This window comes from Pseudomonas abyssi (genome assembly GCF_002307495.1).
Classification (GTDB): Bacteria; Pseudomonadota; Gammaproteobacteria; order Pseudomonadales; family Pseudomonadaceae; genus Halopseudomonas; species Halopseudomonas abyssi.
In genome coordinates this window covers 190,748-208,682 of sequence record NZ_NTMR01000010.1, presented here as the reverse complement: position 1 = coordinate 208,682, position 17,935 = coordinate 190,748, and the positions used below count along the sequence as shown (strand labels likewise).

Sequence of the window (17,935 nt, the reverse complement as noted above, 5' to 3'; positions counted from 1 at the left end):
TGCTGCGACAGTCACCCGCGTGGATGCCCGTTTGACCATGGCGTATGATGCGACCTGGTTTGAAGCGAGAGTTCCATGAGTCGACATCTACGAATTGCCACCCGTAAGAGCGCCCTGGCCCTGTGGCAGGCCGAATACGTCAAGGCGCGTCTCGAACAGCTTGACCCCAGCGTCGCTGTTTCCCTGGTACCCATGGTCAGCCGCGGCGACCAGCTGTTGGATTCGCCGCTGGCCAAGATCGGCGGCAAGGGGCTGTTCGTCAAGGAGCTGGAAACCGCCATGCTCAACGACGAGGCCGATCTGGCCGTGCACTCGATGAAGGACGTGCCCATGCAGTTCCCCGAGGGGCTGGGGCTGTACGCCATCTGCGAGCGCGAAGACCCGCGCGATGCCTTTGTCTCCAATCACTATGCCGATCTGGATGCGCTGCCGGCGGGCAGCGTCGTGGGCACCTCCAGCCTGCGTCGTCAGGCGCAGATCATGGCACGCCGTCCGGATCTGCAGATTCGCTTCCTGCGCGGTAACGTCAATACCCGTCTGGCCAAGCTCGACGCCGGTGAGTACGACGCTATCGTGCTGGCGACCGCCGGGCTGCTGCGTCTGGGCTTTGATGCGCGCATTCGCTACCCGATGCCGCCGGAAGTCAGTCTGCCGGCAGGCGGTCAGGGCGCGGTAGGCATCGAGTGCCGTAGCTCGGATACCGAATTGCAGGCGCTGCTGGTGCAACTCAACGATGAGGACAGTGCGCTGCGCGTGCGTGCCGAGCGCGCCCTCAACACGCGCCTCAATGGCGGTTGTCAGGTGCCGATTGCCTGTTATGCCGAGCGCGAGAATGGCGAGCTCTGGTTGCGCGGGCTGGTCGGTGATCCGGATGGCCAGCGCATGTTGCGTGCCGAAGCTCGAGGCCCCGAGGCGGAGCCCGAGGCGCTGGGTATCGCCGTGGCCGAGGATTTGCTGGCCCAGGGTGCCCAGGCGATCCTGGATGCGGTTTACGAGGCGCCGCCACGGTGAGCGGCTGCCTGCTGCTGACCCGCCAGCCGGCGGAGAATCAGCGATTGGCTGCCAGTCTGGCCGAGCATGGCATTGCCACCTGCAGCTTGCCGCTGCTGGCGCTGGAGCCTTGCCCGGAAGGGCCTCGGGAGCGCCAGCGTATGCTGGATCTGGATCTTTACCAGGCCGTGGTCGTGGTCAGCCCGGTGGCAGCACGTCTTGGTTTGGAGCGGCTGGATCATTACTGGCCACAGCCGCCGCAGGGCGTTGCCTGGCTCGCGGTGGGGGGCGGCACGGCCCAGGTATTGCGTGATTACGGGCTGCCTGCCGAATGTCCGGCGCAAGGGCAGGACAGTGAGGCTCTACTGGCTATGCCGTTATGGCCGCCCTTGTTGGCCCGACCCGATCTGAAGGTGCTGATCTGGCGTGGCGAGGATGGACGCGAGCACCTGGCCGACCAGTTGCGTGCCGCGGGCGCGCAGGTGGATTACCTGCCCCTCTACGCTCGCCGCATGCCGGCCGGTCTGGAGACCGAACTGGCCGAGCTGGCGCCGCAGATCGATCGGGTGCTGGTGCTCAGCGTGCAGGCCCTGCGTCATTGGCGCGAGGCGGCGGGCGGGCAATGGCAGGCGCAGCGGCATTGGCGCTGCTTTGTGGCAAGTGAACGGATTGCGGCGCAGGCCCGGGAGTGGGGCTGCACGGATGTAGTAACCTGTCGAGGTGCAGATGACGCGGCCGTCGTGGAGGCCGTGCTCTCGTCGTCGGGATGACAAAGGGGAAGCGCGTGGAACCGAGCGAAGCGAACAACAAGACCGAACAACAGCCTGCAGCCGCTGCGGCGACCAAGCCCGCAGAGCCGGTGGCGGCAGCCAGCGGCAAGCAGGGCGGTGACGCCAAACGCCCGAAACCGGGCAAGCCGGCCGCAGGCGGTGGTGGTCGGGGTGTCAGCTGGCTGGCCCTGCTGCTGGCGCTGGTCGCGCTGGCTGCCTCGGGCTGGCAGCTGTGGCAGGCGCAGGCTCTGCAGCAAGGACAGCGCGACGCCCTTGAGCGGCAGCAGCGCCAGCTTGACGGTGCCAACACGCGCCTGGATCAGCGCCTCGAAGGCGTGCCCCAGGCGGATGACTGGCGCGCGGCGCAGCGCCTGATCGCCGACATGCAGCGCAGCCAGCAGGCGCTGGGCGAGCGCCTTGACGTGCTGCAGGGCGATGGCCGGGAAGAGTGGAAGCTGGCCGAAGCGCAGTATCTGCTGCGCCTCGCCGCGCTGCGGCTGCAGGCGGTGCAGGATGTCGCCGCCGCTCGCGAGTTGCTGGACACCGTCGACGGTATTCTGAAATCCATGCCTGATAGCGGACTGTTCGGCGTACGTGAACAGCTGGCCGGTTATCAGGCCGAATTGGAAGGCTTGCCTGAGCTGGATCGCGCTGGCGTGTTCCTGCGTCTGGGCGCCCTGCGTGATCAGGTCGATCGTCTGATGGCGCTGCCGGTGCCGGAGTTTGATCCGACCGGAGTCAGCGCCGAGGAAGAGTACGCCGACCGTCTGCAGCGTCGCGACCGCTGGGACCGCGTGCTGATGAGGCTGGAACGCTATGTGCGGGTGGACTTCCAGCGTGGCAAGGTGATCACCCCGCTGCTGGATGAAGCGGAGATGCAGCGCGTGCGTCGCACCTTGCAGCTGACGCTGGAGCAAGCCCAGTGGGCCGCCCTGCGTGGCGAGGAGACGGTGTACCAGGCCAGCCTGGAGCGGGCCGAGCAGATCCTGACCCAGTATTTCGAACTGGAGAATCCCAAGGTGCAGGCCATGCAGAGTCAACTGCAAGGATTGCACGGCCGTGCTGTAAGCCTGTCGCCACCTGATCTGGCGCCGCTGCAGCAGAGCCTGGCCAACTACCTGCAGAGTCGCCGCAGCAGTGCGCCGGCCGAGGAGGCGGCGGATGAGTAAGAGTTATGTAGCCATCCTGCTGGTGGTGCTGGTCGCCGCGCTGCTGGGGATGGCGATTGCCCAGGATCCCGGTTATCTGCTGATTGCCTGGCGGCATTTCTCCATCGAGACCAGCATTTGGGTCGGAGTGGGCTTCCTGCTCGCCTTCTGGCTGCTGCTGATGCTGACGCGCACGCTACTGCGGATGCTGACCGCGTCCGGTCGGCGCATCAACCCCTGGTCCCGTCGTAACCTGCAAAACCGCGCCAACCTGCTGGCAACCCGCGGCCTGCTGGAGTTTGCCGAAGGTCACTGGCAGCAATCACTGCGCTTGCTCAAGCGCTCGGCGCCACACGCCGAGCTGCCGTTGATCAACTACCTGGCGGCAGCGCGCGCGGCCAACGAGCTGGAAGACTATCCCGAGTGTGACGCCCTGCTGCGCGAAGCCTATGAAACCACCCCCAAGGCGGATGTGGCCATTGCCGTCACTCAGGCCCAGCTGCAGATTGCCCGGGGCCAGCTGGAGCAGGCGCTGGCGACGCTGACCCGGCTGCGCAAGGAGCACCCCAAGCACCTTTACGCCCTGAAGCTGCTGAGCCAGGTGTATGTGCGTCTGGAAGACTGGCACAGCCTGCTGGATTTGTTGCCGGAGCTGCGCCGGCAGAAAGTGCTGCGCGAGGATGATCAGCAGGCGCTGGAGCGTCAGGTGCATGTTGCCCTGCTGGCCCAGGCTGGGCAGCGCACGGCGTCGCTGGACAGTGATCCGGCCAGCCTGGTGATCGCGGCCTGGGAGCGCATGCCCAAGCGCCTGCGCGAGGAGCCGGAGTTGCTCGAAGCCTATGCCTTGCAACTGCGTACCCGTGGGCGGGACGAACTGGCTGAGGAGGTGCTGCGCAACGCCTTGCAGCAGCAGTTCAACGAACGCCTGGTCAATCTCTACGGTTTGCTCAAGGGCAAGGATGTGGCACGCCAGCTGGCAACCGCCGAGCAGTGGCTCACCCAGCATCCGCATAACGCCAGCCTGTTGCTGGCCGCCGGGCGTCTGGCGCAACGCAATCGCTTGTGGGGCAAGGCGCGCGACTATCTGGAAGCAAGCTTCTCCAGTCGTCGGGATATCCAGACCTGTGCCGAGCTGGTGCGTCTGCAGGAGCGCATGGGAGATTCGGGCGCTGCCGAGCGCACCCTGCGCGACGGCTTCGAGATGATTGAGGACCAGTTGCCGACCCTGCCGCTGCCAGAATGAGCGGCGCGCTTAGCGCTTGAATTCGCGCAGCGCCTGGTTGAGCTGACGCCGGGCCTGCTCGGCGTCAGGACCCTCCACGAAGCAGACGTGCAGGGTCAGTTCGCCGAGCAGTCTGGGGGCAAACGCCAGCTGTTCGGCGCTGTCGCCCAGCTCCTCTGAGGCCTCCAGCCAGTACTGCATGACCGCCTGATCAATCACCACCAGGTCTACCCGACCATGCAGCAGCTTCAGCAGGTTGAGCTGGTCGCTGGTTGCCTGTTCAACCTGCAAGACGCCATGGGCGACCGCCTGGTCAAAGGCCGGTGTGTTGCGATAGCCGCTGACGACCCCAATACGATACGGTGCCAGGTCCGTCAGCTGTTGCCAGTCCAGCGGTTCGCTGCTGCGGTGAGCCAGGCCCAGGCGGCTGGTGCCCAGGCTGTCCGAGTAGGCGCAGGGCAGGTCCGGGGCGCGGTATTCGGGGAAGTAGCCAAGGGTTTCAGCTTTAGTGTTGGCGGCCTTGACGGCCCGATTCCACGGCAGGAAGCGGATCTTGAGTGGGATGTCCTGCTGCGCCAGCGCGCCGCGCAACAGGCTGGGCAGTTGCCCTTGCTCCGGGAGGGCGGCACCGGTGTAGGGCGGCCACTCAAGGCTGTTCAGCTCAAAGGCGCTGACCGGGATGGCGCTCAGCCAGAGTGCAAAAATCCAGCTTGAGTAGGGCAGTGCCCGCATCTTGCGTATCCCCAATGATGGCGAATTTGCCTGCCCAGTCCGATCGCTGTGGGCGGGCTGGGCAGGTTTTCGTCAGTATAGGGAGGCTGGCGGGCGCTGTCAGCGCGGCGCGTAGGCGAAGGCGTCAGCCTGCATCTGCTGCGCAGGCATGCCGGCGGCGACCAGGGCATCAAGGGTCGCGTAGACCATGCCGGGTGAACCGCTGACGACAAACCGGTAGTCGGCCAGGTCGGTCAGGTCCTCGCAGACGGCCTGGTGCAGCAAGCCCTGGCGTCCGCTCCAGTCAGCCTGGTCGCTGACCACGCGGTGCAGGTAGAGGTTGGGGGCTTGCTCCCAGCGCTGCCAGTGCGGTGCGTTGTACAGGTCGTCGCTATGGCGCACGCCCCAGTACAGGTGAATCGGCTGGGTGACCCCCTGCTGCAGGCAGTCCTCGATGATGCTCTGCATCTGCGCCAGGCCGGTGCCGGCGGCAATGAGTACCAGCGGCTGGGTAGGCGGGGCAGTCAGACAGGCGTCGCCGAACGGCACCTGCACGCGTGCGATGCGGTGGTGCTGCAGGTAGTCGATGACGGCCTGGGTTAGCGGGTCGCGGGTAAGAATGTGCAGCTCAATCATGCGCTCCTCACCCGGGGCCGAGGCGATGGAGAAGGCCGCCGGTTCAGCGCCTTCGCGCTCCAGTAGCAGATACTGGCCGGAGTAATAGCGCAACGGCTTGCCTGCCGGGGTGCGCAAGCGCACACGCCAGACGTCGCCGCCGATCGGACTGCACTCGGCAACCTGACACGCCAGGGTGCGCACCGGGAGTTGCCCGGGCGCCAACACGCCTTCCCAATGCACGGTGCAGTCCTCGAGTGGCGTGGCCACGCAGGTGTAAATCTCGTCGCCGGCCTGGGCCTCTCGGTCTCCAGGCAGGCTAACGCGGCCTTTCAGTAGTACCGCCGTGCAGACATGGCAGTTGCCGTTACGGCAGCTATTGGGTGCATCAAAACCCTGGCGGCGTGCGGCGGCGAGAATGGTCTCGCCCTGGTCAATCTCCAGGCTCAGGTCGCCTGGCTCCAGCGCTACTCTCATCTAGTCGATACCCAGTTCAGCCCAGATCGCGTCGACTCGCTGGCGCACGGCGGCGTCCTGCTCGATGGCGACGCCCCATTCCCGGGTGGTTTCGCCCGGCCACTTGTTGGTGGCGTCCAGCCCCATCTTGCTGCCCAGCCCGGAGATCGGCGAGGCAAAGTCGAGATAGTCGATCGGGGTGTTGTCGATCATCACGGTGTCACGCTTGGGGTCCATACGCGTGGTAATGGCCCAGATAATGTCGTGCCAGTCGCGGATGTTGATGTCGTCGTCCACCACGATCACGTACTTGGTGTACATGAACTGGCGCAAAAAACTCCAGACCCCGAGCATGACGCGCTTGGCATGCCCCGGGTACTGTTTTTTCATCGACACCACCGCCAGGCGGTAGGAGCAGCCTTCCGGGGGCAGATAGAAGTCGGTGATTTCGGGAAACTGCTTCTGCAGCAGCGGCACGAAAACTTCGTTCAGCGCCACGCCCAGTACGGCAGGCTCATCCGGCGGGCGGCCGGTGTAGGTGCTGTGGTAGATCGGTTTTTCGCGTTGGGTGATGCGCTCAATGGTAAAGACCGGGAAGCGGTCGACTTCGTTGTAGTAGCCGGTGTGATCGCCGAACGGGCCTTCCGCGGCCGTCTCGCCGGGATGGATCACCCCCTCCAGCACGATCTCGGCGCTGGCGGGCACCTGCAGGTCAGAGCCACGGCACTTGACCAGCTCGGTGCGCTGGCCGCGCAGCAGGCCGGCGAACGCGTACTCGGACAGGCTGTCTGGTACCGGGGTCACCGCGCCAAGAATGGTCGCCGGGTCCGCGCCGAGCACCACGGCAACCGGGAAGGGCTCGCCCGGATGCTGCTCCTGCCATTCGCGGAAGTCGAGTGCGCCACCACGGTGGCTGAGCCAGCGCATGATGACCTTATTGCGCCCGATCACCTGCTGGCGATAGATACCCAGGTTCTGCCGCTCCTTGTGCGGCCCCTTGGTAACCACCAGGCCCCAGGTGATCAGCGGGCCGGCGTCGCCGGGCCAGCAGGTCTGTATCGGAATGCGACCAAGATCGACGTCGTCACCCTCGAATACCTGCGCCTGGCAGGGGGCATCGCGCAGCACCTTGGGGGCCATGTTGATGACTTTCTTGAAGATCGGCAGCTTGGACCAAGCGTCCTTCAGACCCTTTGGCGGGTCCGGTTCCTTGAGAAAGGCCAGCAGCTTGCCGATCTCGCGCAGCTCGCTGATGCTCTCGGCACCCATCCCCATCGCTACACGCTCGGGCGTGCCGAACAGGTTGCCGAGAACGGGCATGTCAGAGCCGGTGGGGTTTTCAAATAACAGCGCCGGACCACCCTTGCGCAGGGTACGGTCGCAGATCTCGGTCATCTCCAGCACGGGGGAGACTGGCTTCTGGATGCGCTTGAGTTCATCGCGCTGTTCCAGACCCTTGATGAAATCGCGTAGATCGGAGTATTGCATTTGAGCTTCAAGCCTCAAGCTTCAAGCTGCAAGCAGTGCGTGGTATGCCGCAGCCTGGGGTGTCTGGTCAGAAGCACACTGAATTGACAGTCAGGCCGCCTTGGCGGCCTGACCTGCTGAAAGCGACCAGCTACAGCGGACTGCTTGCAGCTTGTCGCTTCCAGCTTGCCGCTTTAATTTTTGCTGCGCTTCATCGACTGGAAGAATTCGTCGTTGGTCTTGGTGTCTTTCAGGCGATCCAGCAGGAATTCGATCGCGGCGATCTCGTCCATTGAGTGCAGGATCTTGCGCAGAATCCACATGCGTTGCAGCTCGTCTTCGCTGGTCAGCAGTTCTTCGCGGCGGGTACCGGAGCGGTTGATGTTGATCGCCGGGAAGGTGCGTTTCTCGGCAATCTTGCGATCCAGGTGGATCTCCATGTTGCCGGTGCCCTTGAACTCTTCGTAGATCACCTCGTCCATCTTCGAGCCGGTGTCGACCAGCGCGGTGGCGATGATGGTCAGGCTGCCGCCTTCTTCGATGTTGCGCGCGGCGCCGAAGAAGCGCTTGGGCTTTTCCAGGGCGTGGGCATCGACACCACCGGTCAGCACCTTGCCGGAGCTCGGGATCACGGTGTTGTAGGCACGGGCCAGACGGGTGATGGAGTCGAGCAGGATGATCACGTCTTTCTTGTGCTCAACCAGGCGCTTGGCCTTCTCGATCACCATTTCAGCGACCTGTACGTGGCGCGCCGGCGGCTCGTCAAAGGTCGAGGCTACGACTTCGCCGCGCACAGTGCGCTGCATTTCGGTTACCTCTTCCGGGCGCTCGTCGATCAGCAGGACGATCAGGTGGCACTCGGGGTTGTTGCGGGCGATGTTCGAGGCGATGTTCTGCAGCATCAGCGTCTTACCGGCCTTGGGCGGCGCCACCAGCAGGCCGCGCTGGCCTTTGCCGATGGGGGCACACAGGTCGATGATGCGCGCCATCAGGTCTTCGGTGGCGCCGTTGCCGGCTTCCATCACCAGACGCTGATCGGGGAACAGCGGCGTCAGGTTCTCGAACAGGATTTTGTTCTTGGTGTTTTCCGGCTTGTCGAAGTTGATCGAGTCAACTTTCAGCAGAGCAAAGTAGCGCTCGCCGTCTTTGGGCGGGCGAATCTTGCCGGAAATGGTGTCACCGGTACGCAGGTTGAAGCGACGAATCTGGCTGGGCGACACGTAGATGTCATCCGGGCCGGCCAGGTAGGAGGAGTCGGCCGAGCGCAGGAAGCCGAACCCGTCCTGAAGGATCTCCAGTACGCCGTCACCGAGGATGTCTTCGCCGCCTTTGGCATGTTTTTTCAGGATGCCGAAGATCACATCCTGCTTACGCGATCGGCCCATGTTTTCCAGGCCCATCTGGTTGGCGATTTCCAACAGTTCGGTAATAGGTTTTTGTTTGAGGTCAGTCAGGTTCATAGGGGTCGGTGAGTGATGTCAGAGTGTCGGCAGGAAAGATGTGTTTCGGCCACCATGGAGCATGGGGCGATCAGCTTGGCTGCGGGTTTGGGAAGCCGCTGCGCAGGGTGCGTCAGGGCGTTGGTCAGCAAATCTAGCACCGCAGGCGGGTAACGTCCAGCGTTGCGGCTGTAAAAACAGCCGCCCCGGCACGGAGGCCGGGGCGCGATACATCAGATGTTACTGTCAAGGAAGGCTGCCAGCTGCGACTTGGACAGCGCGCCGACCTTGGTCGCTTCGACGTTGCCGCCCTTGAACAGCATCAGGGTCGGGATGCCGCGCACGCCATACTTGGGCGGGGTGTCGGCGTTTTCGTCGATATTCAGTTTGCAGATTTTCAGCTTGCCGCTGTAGTCCTTGGCGATCTCGTCCAGAACCGGGGCAATCATTTTGCAGGGGCCACACCATTCGGCCCAGTAATCAACCAGTACAGGGGTGTCAGACTTGAGCACTTCGTCGTCGAAGCTGCCGTCAGTGACGTGCACAATCAGATCGCTCATGTGTTTCTCCAGAGGGATAAAAAGGCGGAATGGCAGCATCATAGCACCACCCGGCGCGCCAGCGAAAGGCGGTGCGCGGGGCGGTCGCGCTGCTCGCCAGCCGCTCGCGGCGGCGGGTCTGCCGCCGGTTTGAGCAGCGGTGCAGATGCGTCATGTGGCCGCGCACGGGGCAGTCTGTCTCGCCGTGCGGGTAAATGTCATTCGCGCGGTGCTAGAATCGGGAGCATTTGAAAATCCACGGGAAGAGCGCATGGCAGAGGCAGAAGCGAACGATTTTTCACTGGTGGCCGCGATTGACCTGGGCTCCAACAGCTTCCACATGGTGCTGGCGCGCGTTGAGCAGGGCGAGATTCGCATTCTCGAGCGGTTGGGCGAGAAGGTGCAGCTGGCCGCCGGGCTGGATGATGACAACATGCTCAGCGAAGAGGCCATGCAGCGCGGGCTCGATTGTCTGCGGCGCTTCGCTCAACTGATCAATGGCCTGCCGCCGGGCGCGGTGAGGGTCGTAGCCACCAGCGCATTGCGTGAAGCGCGCAACCGCGGGCAGTTCATTCGTCAGGTGCAGCAGGTGCTGGGCCACCGTGTTGAAGTGATTTCCGGGCGCGAGGAAGCGCGGCTGATCTACCTCGGCGTGTCGCATACCCTGGCGGACGATGAAGGCAAGCGCCTGGTGGTGGATATCGGCGGTGGCAGCACCGAGTTTATCGTGGGCGAGCGCTTCGAGTCGCTGCTGCGCGAGAGTCTGAATGTCGGCTGTGTGGCCTTCAGTAAGCAGTTTTTCCCCGACGGGCGCATTACCGCCGCGCGCTACAGCCAGGCCTATACGGCGGCGCGACTGGAATTGATGAACATCGAACAGGCCATTCAGCGCCTGGGCTGGAGCGAGGCGGTGGGCGCCTCGGGTACCATCCGCTCGGTCGGGCAATGCATTCAGGCCGGTGGGCGTGGCCAGGGTGAGGTCAACCGCGAAGGGCTGCAGTGGCTAAAACGCAAGGTGCTCAAGGCCTCGCATGTCGACAAGCTGGACATTCAGGGGCTCAAGCCGGATCGCCAGCCGATCCTGCCGGCGGGCCTGGCAATTCTCGAAGCGTTGTTCGATGCCCTGGGCGTTGAAGCCATGCCGCACTCCGAGGGCGCGCTGCGTGAAGGCGTGCTGTATGACCTGCTGGGACGATACTCCCATGAGGACGTGCGTGAGCGCACCCTGAGCGCGCTGATGGAGCGCTACCACGTTGATCTGGACCAGGCGGCGCGGGTCGAGAACAAGGCGCTACGGCTGTTGCACAAGGTTGAGCCGGCCTGGCAGCTGACGCAGAGCAAACTGGCAGCGATGCTGGTGTGGGCCGCGCGGGTGCACGAGATTGGTCTGGACATTGCGCACAACCAGTTCCACAAGCACGGCGCCTACCTGATCGAGCACTCGGATCTGCCGGGCTTCTCCCGACCGGACCAGCAGACGCTGGCGCTACTGGTACGCGGACACCGTCGCAATCTGCCGAGCAGTGATCGTCTGAGCGAGTTCGGTGATGAGGCTGTGACGCTGTTGCGCCTGTGCATGGTGCTGCGCCTGGCCATCCTCTACCACCACATCCGTGGCTTTCAGGACATGCCGGAAATGACCGTGGAGGCGGCGGAGGATGCGTTGGCGGTGACCTTCCCGGCTGGCTGGCTCGAAGACAACCCGCTGACGCAGGCTGACTTCGAGCGCGAGGCCCAATACTGGGCCAAGGCCGGTTACAGGTTGACGGTACGCTGAGGCGAGGCCAGCTTCTCCAGCAGCGTCGCCTGGGCGCTGCGGGGGATCTGGTTGCCGCTCGGTGAGCTGAGCAGGTAGGTGCCGTCGGGCTGCAGAATCCAGCTGCGGGTGTTGTCGGTGAGAAACACCTGCAGCTCCTGCTTGGCGCGGGTAATCAGCTTTTTGCCTTCCAGCGGGAAGCAGGTCTCGACGCGCTTGTCGAGGTTGCGCTCCATCATGTCGGCGCTGGACATCCACACCTGTTCCTGACCGTCGTTCAGGAAGTAATAGACCCGGCTGTGTTCCAGGAAACGGCCGATGATCGAACGCACGGTAATGTTGTGCGACACGCCCGGGATACCGGGGCGCAGGCAACACATGCCGCGCACGATCAGGTCGATCTTCACGCCGCACTGTGAGGCTTTGTACAGGGCCTTGATGATCTTGGCGTCGGTCAGGGAATTGGCCTTGGCGATAATGTGCGCCGGCTTGCCCGCCTGGGCATTCATGGTTTCGCGGTTGATCAGCTCCAGCAGGCGTTTTTTCAGGGTAAAGGGTGCCTGCAGCAGCTTTTTCATGCGCTGGGTCTTGCCCATGCCGATCAGCTGGTTGAACAGCTTGTGCACGTCCTCGGTGAGTGCCACGTCTGAGGTCAGGATGCTGTAATCGGTGTACAGGCGGGCGTTGCCGGCGTGGTAGTTGCCGGTGCCCAGGTGTACGTAGCGTTTCAGGTTCTTCTCTTCGCGGCGCAGAATCAGCATCATCTTGGCGTGGGTCTTGAAGCCCACCACGCCGTAGATCACCACGGCGCCGGCCTGCTGCAGACGGCTGGCCAGCTGCAGGTTGGACTCCTCGTCAAAGCGCGCGCGCAGCTCGATCACCACCGTGACTTCCTTGCCGTTGCGAGCGGCATCGACCAGCGCGTTGACGATCTCGGAGTTGGCGCCGGTGCGGTACAGGGTCTGCTTGATCGCCAGCACGTTAGGGTCCTGCGCCGCCTGACGCAGCAGGTCGACCACCGGGCTAAAGGACTCGTACGGGTGCTGCAGCAGGATGTCCTGCTTGCTGATCGCCTGGAACAGGTTGTCGGCGCTGGACAGCACCCGCGGCAGCCCCGGGCTGAAGGGCGGGAATTGCAGCTGCGGGTGATTTTCCAGGCCGGTAATGGAGAACAGGCGCGTCAGGTTGACCGGGCCGTTGACCTCGTACAGCTCCGCCTCGGTCAGGCCGAACTGCTTCAGCAAGAAGTCGGTCAGCGGTTTCGGGCAGTTGTCGGCCACCTCCAGACGCACCGCGTCACCGTAGCGGCGTGACAGCAGCTCACCGCGCAGGGCGCGGGCCAGGTCATCGACCTCGTCCGGATCGACAAACAGGTCGGCGTTGCGGGTCAGGCGGAACTGGTAACAGCCAAGGACCTTCATGCCGGGGAACAGCTCGTCGGCATGGGCGTGAATCATCGATGACAGGAACACAAAGTTGTCGCCACCGTCGCACAGCTCGTCGGGCAGGCGAATCAGGCGCGGCAGCGAGCGCGGCGCCGGAATGATCGCCATGCCGGAGTCGCGGCCGAAGGAGTCGATGCCCTCGAGCTGAACGATAAAGTTCAGGCTCTTGTTCACCAGCAGCGGGAAGGGGTGCGTCGGGTCCAGCCCGATCGGGCTGATGATCGGCGCGACCTGCTGGCGGAAGAAGCGGCGAATCCACAGGGTTTGCTTGTGCGTCCACTGGTAGCGGCGCAGAAAGCGAATGCCCTTTTCGTTCAGCTGGGGCAGCAGGATATCGTTGAGAATGCTGTACTGGCGGCTGACCTGATAGTGCGCGGTCTCGCTGATCTTGCTCAGTACCTGTTGAGGCTGCAGTCCGTCCGGGCCGGTTTGCTCGCGCGCGAAGGTAATCTGTTTTTTCAGGCCGGCAACGCGGATTTCAAAAAACTCATCCAGGTTGCTGGAAAAGATCAGCAGGAACTTCAGGCGCTCAAGCAGCGGGTAGGACTCATCCAGCGCCTGCTCCAGCACGCGGATGTTGAACTGCAGCTGCGACAGCTCGCGGTGAATGTAGAGCTCGGGCGCACCCAGATCTGGAACCGGTGCCGGTTCGGCCACCTTTTCACTGACCTGGGCTGGTCGGGTTACCAGATCGGTACGCGGGCTGGCCTCGGGGGCTGGCGCCGCGCTGTCCTTGGTGGTGTCTCGGGTGCTGTTGAGCTCTGCCATGATCTCCTCGTTACGACTACTGTCGGCTCCGCAATTGGCGTGCTGCCGTCTTGGCAAAATAGGTCAGGATGCCGTCGGCTCCTGCGCGTTTGAAGGCGGTCAGTGATTCCAGAATCACCGCTTCACTGAGCCAGCCGTTGTTGATGGCGGCGCAGTGCATGGCGTACTCGCCACTGACCTGGTAAACAAAGGTGGGCACCTTGAAGGTGTCTTTCACCCGGTGCAGCACATCCAGATAGGGCATGCCCGGTTTGACCATGACCATGTCGGCTCCCTCTGACAGGTCGGCAGCGATTTCGTGTAGGGCCTCGTCGCTGTTGGCCGGGTCCATCTGGTAGGTGGCCTTGTTGCCCTTGCCGAGGTTGCCGGCCGAGCCGACCGCATCGCGGAACGGGCCGTAGTAGGCGCTGGCGTACTTGGCAGAGTAGGCAAGAATGCGGGTGTGAATGTGGCCGGCGGCTTCCAGCGCGTCGCGCATGGCACCCACCCGACCGTCCATCATGTCGGAGGGGGCGACAATGTCTGCGCCGGCGGCGGCGTGCGACAGGGTCTGTTTGACCAGCGCCTCGACGGTGATTTCATTCATCACGTAGCCGTCGTCATCAATGATGCCGTCCTGCCCGTGGGTGGTGAAGGGGTCCAGCGCGACGTCGGTAATCACCCCCAGCTGCGGATAGCGCGCTTTCAGGGCGCGTACGGCGCGTTGCGCCAGTCCGTCCGGGTTCCAGGCCTCGGCAGCGTCCAGCGACTTCTTCTCCAGCGGCGTCACCGGAAACAGGGCGATGGCCGGAATACCCAGCTCGACCAGCTCAGCGGCTTCATCCAGCAGCAGGTCGATCGACAGCCGTTCAATGCCGGGCATGGAGGTAATCGCTTCGCGCTGTTGCTCGCCCTCAAGGACAAAGACGGGGTAGGTCAGATCGTCCGCGGTCAGGGTGTTTTCACGCATCATGCGGCGGGAGAAATCATCCTTGCGCATGCGACGGGGACGGCTGGCAGGGAAGGGGCGCGGAACAGGGGAATAGCTCACAGGGACTCCAGGGGGGGTGCGGGTCGCAGTGCACCTGTCTGACTGACGTTATACGTCAAGATTGTGACTGAATTGTGACAAGAGGCGCAGGGCGACCTGCTCCTGATCAGTCTGGCCGGGGGGCGGGGCCAGCTCAACGCGGTTGCGGCCTAGCGTCTTGGCACGGTAGAGCGCGGCATCGGCAGCGCCGAGCAGCGTGTTGAAATCATAACCGTGATGTTGCGAGCAGGCTACACCGAGACTGGCGGTGAGACTGATTGTCTCACCTGCGAGGCGCCAGGGAGCCTGGCTGATGCCGTGCCGGATGCGCTCGGCGACAGGTCTGGCCTGCTCGCTGTCGAGCCCCGGCAACAGCAGGGTGAACTCTTCGCCGCCAAAGCGGCCCAGCAGGTCGCGTGTGCGCAGGTGCTGGCTGATACGGTTGACCAGGTGGCAGAGCACGGCATCACCGGTTTGATGGCCAAAGTCGTCGTTGATGCGCTTGAAGTGGTCGGCGTCGACCATGATCAGGGTGACCGGCTCGCCGCCGTGCTGCATGCGCGCCAGCAGGGCGCCCGCCTGCTGGTGCAGGCTGCGACGGTTCAGGGTGTCGGTCAGCCCGTCGCGCTCGGACAGGCGGTGCAGCGCTGCCAGATTGCGGTAGTGGGTCATCAGGATAAAGCCGGTGGCCATACCGATCTGTGCGGCCATGGCGCCGAGCAGGGTGATCAATTGCAGCGGGCCGCCGAGCAAACTGGCGGCGCCGTTCCAGCCGAGTAGCGAAGCGACCGGTCGGGCCAGCAGCATCAGGCCGTAGAGCAGGGCGATAGCGCCGCTGAACCAGCAGGCCGAGCGCAATGGCGGTTCGGTGGGGCGCAGCAGCTCGCTGGCACACAACAGGCATAGGCCGCCAAGAATCACTGAGCTGATCGCGTAGCGCACGGCGTTGCTGTCAAACTGGTAGCGGAATAGGCCCAGCAGTATAACGATCAGCAGGGTGGCCAGCAGCGGCACCAGTTGTGGCTGACTCCGCTCAAAGAAGGCGCGGATGCCCAGCCAGACCAGCCCCAGCCCCAGCGTCATCAGGCCGTTGGCCAGCAGGATCGACAGCGTGTGATGCAGGTCGTCCTGGTTGACGTTGAGCATCAGGCCAAACATCAGCGCCAGATTGCCCAGCGCCCAGTGGCGCAAGCCGCGCTCGGCGCCCGCGTGCCAGGCGGCCAGCCCCAGCAGCAGTGTCATCATCAGAGTGACCAGACTGAGCGATAGCGTCAGGGTCTTGAGGTCAAGATCGGCAAGCATGCGCAGCAATATCCCTGGCCGTCGCGGCAGCCGTTTGTGCGGGTTCGTCCATGGCATTGGTGCTGCCAGGGAGGCAGTCTGCCAGCATGGGGACGGTAAACCAGTGCTGAGACAGAGCCAACCGCTCTGGCTTCAGGTTGTGGAGGGGTTTGCACAAATAGATTATCTACGACTGTGGCACAATGGTCGGCTATCTCTTTGTGTGGCAAGCGGTGGCGCAATGAATCTCTGGGTACGCAGGTTGCTGGTCTCTCTAGCGCTGCTGGTGTGGGTGGCCGGGCTAGGCTGGGCCTACTGGTGGTTTGAGGGGCGTTACATCAAGTCCTTCGAGCGACCGGTTTTTTTTCAGGCCGAGCAGGTTGCGCCGCCCTTCGCGCCAGGGCAGGTCCAGGTGGTGCATGTGTGGCAGTCCAACTGCCCGTGCAGCGCCGGCCACGAGGCCTATGTTGAGGAAATGACCAGACGCTTCGCGGAGCAGGGCGTGCGTTTCGCCCGCTCCGGACAGTATCCGACGAGTGGTATGCCGGCCGGCTTGAGTAACCTGCCTTACTGGCCGATACCTCAAGCATGGTCCGGTTGGCCGGGCGCGCCGTCTATTGCCATCTGGGCAGCGGACGGAAGTCTGGCCTATGTTGGACCTTACAGCGATGGAGCGCACTGCAGTGCCGACAGCAGTTTTGTGGAGCCGGTTGTTCAGGCTTTGCTGGCGGGGCGCAAGGTGAACATCACCCGGCAGGACGCCGTTGCCTGTCTATGTGATCTGCCTGTCGTGGAGAGCTCTGCTGATGTCGAAACCGGTTCCCGAAAGTCTGACCCTTGAAGCGCACTACCTGCATGCCGATCGCGCCATGCTCGGCGTACTCTGGCTTTGTCTGCTGGGTGCGCTGGGGCTTGCCGCCTGGCACGGCACCTGGTTGCAGGCAATGCTGGTTGGTGGCGGAACGGTGCTGCTGGCCCATATCCTTTACGCGCTGATCCGCGGCAGTTTGCTGTTCCGCTGTTTTGTCGCTGCCGCGTTTATGGTCATGGCGGCGCTGCACATCAACCAGGTGCAGGGCACGCTGGAGATGCACTTTTCGATCTTCGTGCTGCTGGCGTTCCTGATCATCTACCGCGACTGGCGACCGATCGTCGTAGCCACCATCGTCATTGCCGTTCATCACCTGGCGTTTTATGTGTTGCAGATGCAGGAAGCCGGGGTTTGGCTGGCTCAGGGCGTGACCTTCGGGCTGGTAATGGTGCACGCCGGATACGTCATCATCGAAGCGGGCGTGCTGGTGTATCTGGCACGCATGTCCTTCAATGAGGCGCGCGAAGGCGAAGTCATGGGGCAGACCGTCGCCCGGATGATTGGTGACGGCAGCGGCGTGGATCTCACCTGTCGGGCCAATATGCGCTCGCCCATGCTTGATTCTTTCAATGCCCTGCTCGATACCCTGGAAAATATGGTCTCCGGTTTGAGCGCCAGCATGCAGCAACTTGGCCAGCTCGGCAGTTCGGTCAGCAAGGGCGCCAGTGATCTGCGTCAGGGCTCGGAGCAGCAGCAGGACAAGACGCGGTATATGGTGCAGGCCATGCTGGAGCTGAGCCAGGCGACTGCCGACGTCGCGCGCAATGCGGCCGATGCGGCGCGGGCCTCCAGTGAGGCTGACAAGCGTGCCCAGGACGGCCATGCGGCGATGCAGGAAATTGCCCGCGAGGTGGCGTCACTGGAGAATAACATCGCGCAAACCGGCGAGGCGGTCGATGGTGCGGCGCAGCTCGCCATCGATATCGACCAGGTGGTTGATGTGATCAAGGGTGTCGCCGAGCAAACCAACCTGCTGGCGCTCAATGCCGCCATCGAGGCCGCGCGCGCCGGTGATCAGGGCCGCGGGTTTGCCGTGGTGGCCGACGAGGTGCGCAACCTGTCGCAGCGCACGGCGCAGTCGACCAGCGAGATCCAGGACTTCATCTCCCGTCTGCAGCAGGCCTCGGAGTCGGCCCGCAGTGCGATGGAGCAGAGTCGCACCTCGGTGCATCGTTGTCTGCAGGTAACGCAAAGCAGTACCGAGATTCTTGCCGGCATTGTCAGCGAGATCGCCAGTATCGTCGGGCGCAACGCGCAGATCGCTACTGCGACGGAGGAGCAGTCGGCGGTCGGCGAAGATGTCGCTACCCATTTGCACGAGGTCGAAGCCGTTGCGCTGGCCAACACCGCCGAAGCGGTCGAGCTGGATCGCCTGTCCGCCGAGCTAGAGAAGGTGCGTGTGGTGCTGATGCGCGATGCGGCTCAGTTCCGGACCGGCCGCTGAGGTC

Annotated in this window: 15 protein-coding genes; 7 read left to right on the top strand and 8 right to left on the bottom strand. The window is 63.7% G+C overall.

Annotated elements, in window-relative coordinates; genetic code table 11:
* The first annotated feature begins 75 nt into the window (after positions 1–75).
* Genes hemC through CNQ84_RS08715 form a run of 4 tightly spaced genes read left to right on the top strand, consistent with a single transcriptional unit; the run spans position 76 to position 4,151 of the window.
* Positions 76–1,011: a hydroxymethylbilane synthase gene (gene hemC / locus CNQ84_RS08730; protein WP_096004500.1), complete on the top strand. Its 936-nt coding sequence runs from the start codon at positions 76–78 to the stop codon at positions 1,009–1,011.
* Entirely contained in the window at positions 1,008–1,760 is a 753-nt protein-coding gene (locus CNQ84_RS08725) for a uroporphyrinogen-III synthase (protein WP_096004499.1), read from the top strand. Before hemC ends, CNQ84_RS08725 begins: the two co-directional genes overlap by 4 nt.
* 14 nt (positions 1,761–1,774) lie before the next feature.
* On the top strand, positions 1,775–2,929 hold the full coding sequence (locus tag CNQ84_RS08720; RefSeq protein ID WP_165771256.1) for a uroporphyrinogen-III C-methyltransferase: 1,155 nt from the start codon (positions 1,775–1,777) through the stop codon (positions 2,927–2,929).
* The gene (locus CNQ84_RS08715) at positions 2,922–4,151 is read left to right on the top strand and encodes a heme biosynthesis HemY N-terminal domain-containing protein (protein WP_096004497.1); all 1,230 of its coding nucleotides are present in this window, start codon (positions 2,922–2,924) and stop codon (positions 4,149–4,151) included. The genes CNQ84_RS08720 and CNQ84_RS08715 overlap by 8 nt, the downstream gene beginning before the upstream one ends.
* A 9-nt stretch (positions 4,152–4,160) precedes the next feature.
* Here the strand turns inward: CNQ84_RS08715 and CNQ84_RS08710 are convergent, their stop codons facing one another.
* From CNQ84_RS08710 to trxA, 5 genes are all read right to left on the bottom strand, one after another.
* Positions 4,161–4,862 carry a substrate-binding periplasmic protein gene (locus tag CNQ84_RS08710; protein ID WP_096004496.1) on the bottom strand — a complete coding sequence of 234 codons (702 nt, stop codon included), beginning with the start codon at positions 4,860–4,862 and terminating at the stop codon, positions 4,161–4,163.
* A gap of 99 nt (positions 4,863–4,961) precedes the next feature.
* A complete protein-coding gene (locus CNQ84_RS08705) occupies positions 4,962–5,933 on the bottom strand; it encodes a 2Fe-2S iron-sulfur cluster-binding protein (RefSeq protein WP_096004495.1) in 972 nt (323 codons plus the stop codon).
* Entirely contained in the window at positions 5,934–7,400 is a 1,467-nt protein-coding gene (gene ubiD, locus CNQ84_RS08700) for a 4-hydroxy-3-polyprenylbenzoate decarboxylase (RefSeq protein ID WP_096004494.1), read from the bottom strand.
* Positions 7,401–7,573: 173 nt separating this feature from the next.
* Positions 7,574–8,839, bottom strand: a complete 1,266-nt coding sequence (rho, locus tag CNQ84_RS08695; protein ID WP_083728235.1) for a transcription termination factor Rho — start codon at positions 8,837–8,839, stop codon at positions 7,574–7,576.
* A 212-nt stretch (positions 8,840–9,051) separates the two neighbouring features.
* A complete protein-coding gene (gene trxA, locus CNQ84_RS08690) occupies positions 9,052–9,378 on the bottom strand; it encodes a thioredoxin TrxA (protein ID WP_083728234.1) in 327 nt (108 codons plus the stop codon).
* A gap of 250 nt (positions 9,379–9,628) precedes the next feature.
* On the opposite strand from trxA, the gene ppx reads away from it, so the two are divergent.
* On the top strand, positions 9,629–11,134 hold the full coding sequence (gene ppx, locus CNQ84_RS08685) for an exopolyphosphatase (protein WP_096004493.1): 1,506 nt from the start codon (positions 9,629–9,631) through the stop codon (positions 11,132–11,134).
* Here the strand turns inward: ppx and ppk1 are convergent.
* The 3 genes from ppk1 to CNQ84_RS08670 are packed head-to-tail and all read right to left on the bottom strand — an operon-like array spanning position 11,113 to position 15,637.
* Complete coding sequence (gene ppk1 / locus CNQ84_RS08680; RefSeq protein WP_096004492.1) at positions 11,113–13,326, bottom strand: polyphosphate kinase 1; 2,214 nt, start codon at positions 13,324–13,326, stop codon at positions 11,113–11,115. The two genes, ppx and ppk1, sit on opposite strands and share 22 nt — an antisense overlap.
* 16 nt (positions 13,327–13,342) lie before the next feature.
* The gene (hemB, locus tag CNQ84_RS08675) at positions 13,343–14,356 is read right to left on the bottom strand and encodes a porphobilinogen synthase (RefSeq protein ID WP_096004491.1); all 1,014 of its coding nucleotides are present in this window, start codon (positions 14,354–14,356) and stop codon (positions 13,343–13,345) included.
* Positions 14,357–14,404: 48 nt separating this feature from the next.
* A complete protein-coding gene (locus CNQ84_RS08670; protein WP_165771255.1) occupies positions 14,405–15,637 on the bottom strand; it encodes a GGDEF domain-containing protein in 1,233 nt (410 codons plus the stop codon).
* On the opposite strand from CNQ84_RS08670, the gene CNQ84_RS08665 reads away from it, so the two are divergent.
* Together CNQ84_RS08665 and CNQ84_RS08660 are read left to right on the top strand one after the other, a co-directional pair.
* On the top strand, positions 15,636–16,457 hold the full coding sequence (locus CNQ84_RS08665; protein WP_165771254.1) for a DUF6436 domain-containing protein: 822 nt from the start codon (positions 15,636–15,638) through the stop codon (positions 16,455–16,457). The genes CNQ84_RS08670 and CNQ84_RS08665 overlap by 2 nt on opposite strands.
* Entirely contained in the window at positions 16,423–17,931 is a 1,509-nt protein-coding gene (locus CNQ84_RS08660) for a methyl-accepting chemotaxis protein (protein WP_096004488.1), read from the top strand. Before CNQ84_RS08665 ends, CNQ84_RS08660 begins: the two co-directional genes overlap by 35 nt.
* The last annotated feature ends 4 nt before the right edge of the window (positions 17,932–17,935 follow it).

Bases quoted from the DNA above. Each gene is read 5' to 3' on its own strand.
- ppk1 (WP_096004492.1), bottom strand. From the start codon at position 13,326: ATGGCAGAGCTCAACAGCACCCGAGACACCACCAAGGACAGCGCGGCG.
- hemC (WP_096004500.1), top strand. From the start codon at position 76: ATGAGTCGACATCTACGAATTGCCACCCGTAAGAGCGCCCTGGCCCTG.
- rho (WP_083728235.1), bottom strand. From the start codon at position 8,839: ATGAACCTGACTGACCTCAAACAAAAACCTATTACCGAACTGTTGGAA.
- ppx (WP_096004493.1), top strand. From the start codon at position 9,629: ATGGCAGAGGCAGAAGCGAACGATTTTTCACTGGTGGCCGCGATTGAC.
- CNQ84_RS08665 (WP_165771254.1), top strand. From the start codon at position 15,636: ATGCGCAGCAATATCCCTGGCCGTCGCGGCAGCCGTTTGTGCGGGTTC.
- CNQ84_RS08670 (WP_165771255.1), bottom strand. From the start codon at position 15,637: ATGCTTGCCGATCTTGACCTCAAGACCCTGACGCTATCGCTCAGTCTG.
- CNQ84_RS08705 (WP_096004495.1), bottom strand. From the start codon at position 5,933: ATGAGAGTAGCGCTGGAGCCAGGCGACCTGAGCCTGGAGATTGACCAG.
- CNQ84_RS08715 (WP_096004497.1), top strand. From the start codon at position 2,922: ATGAGTAAGAGTTATGTAGCCATCCTGCTGGTGGTGCTGGTCGCCGCG.
- CNQ84_RS08710 (WP_096004496.1), bottom strand. From the start codon at position 4,862: ATGCGGGCACTGCCCTACTCAAGCTGGATTTTTGCACTCTGGCTGAGC.
- CNQ84_RS08660 (WP_096004488.1), top strand. From the start codon at position 16,423: ATGTCGAAACCGGTTCCCGAAAGTCTGACCCTTGAAGCGCACTACCTG.
- trxA (WP_083728234.1), bottom strand. From the start codon at position 9,378: ATGAGCGATCTGATTGTGCACGTCACTGACGGCAGCTTCGACGACGAA.
- ubiD (WP_096004494.1), bottom strand. From the start codon at position 7,400: ATGCAATACTCCGATCTACGCGATTTCATCAAGGGTCTGGAACAGCGC.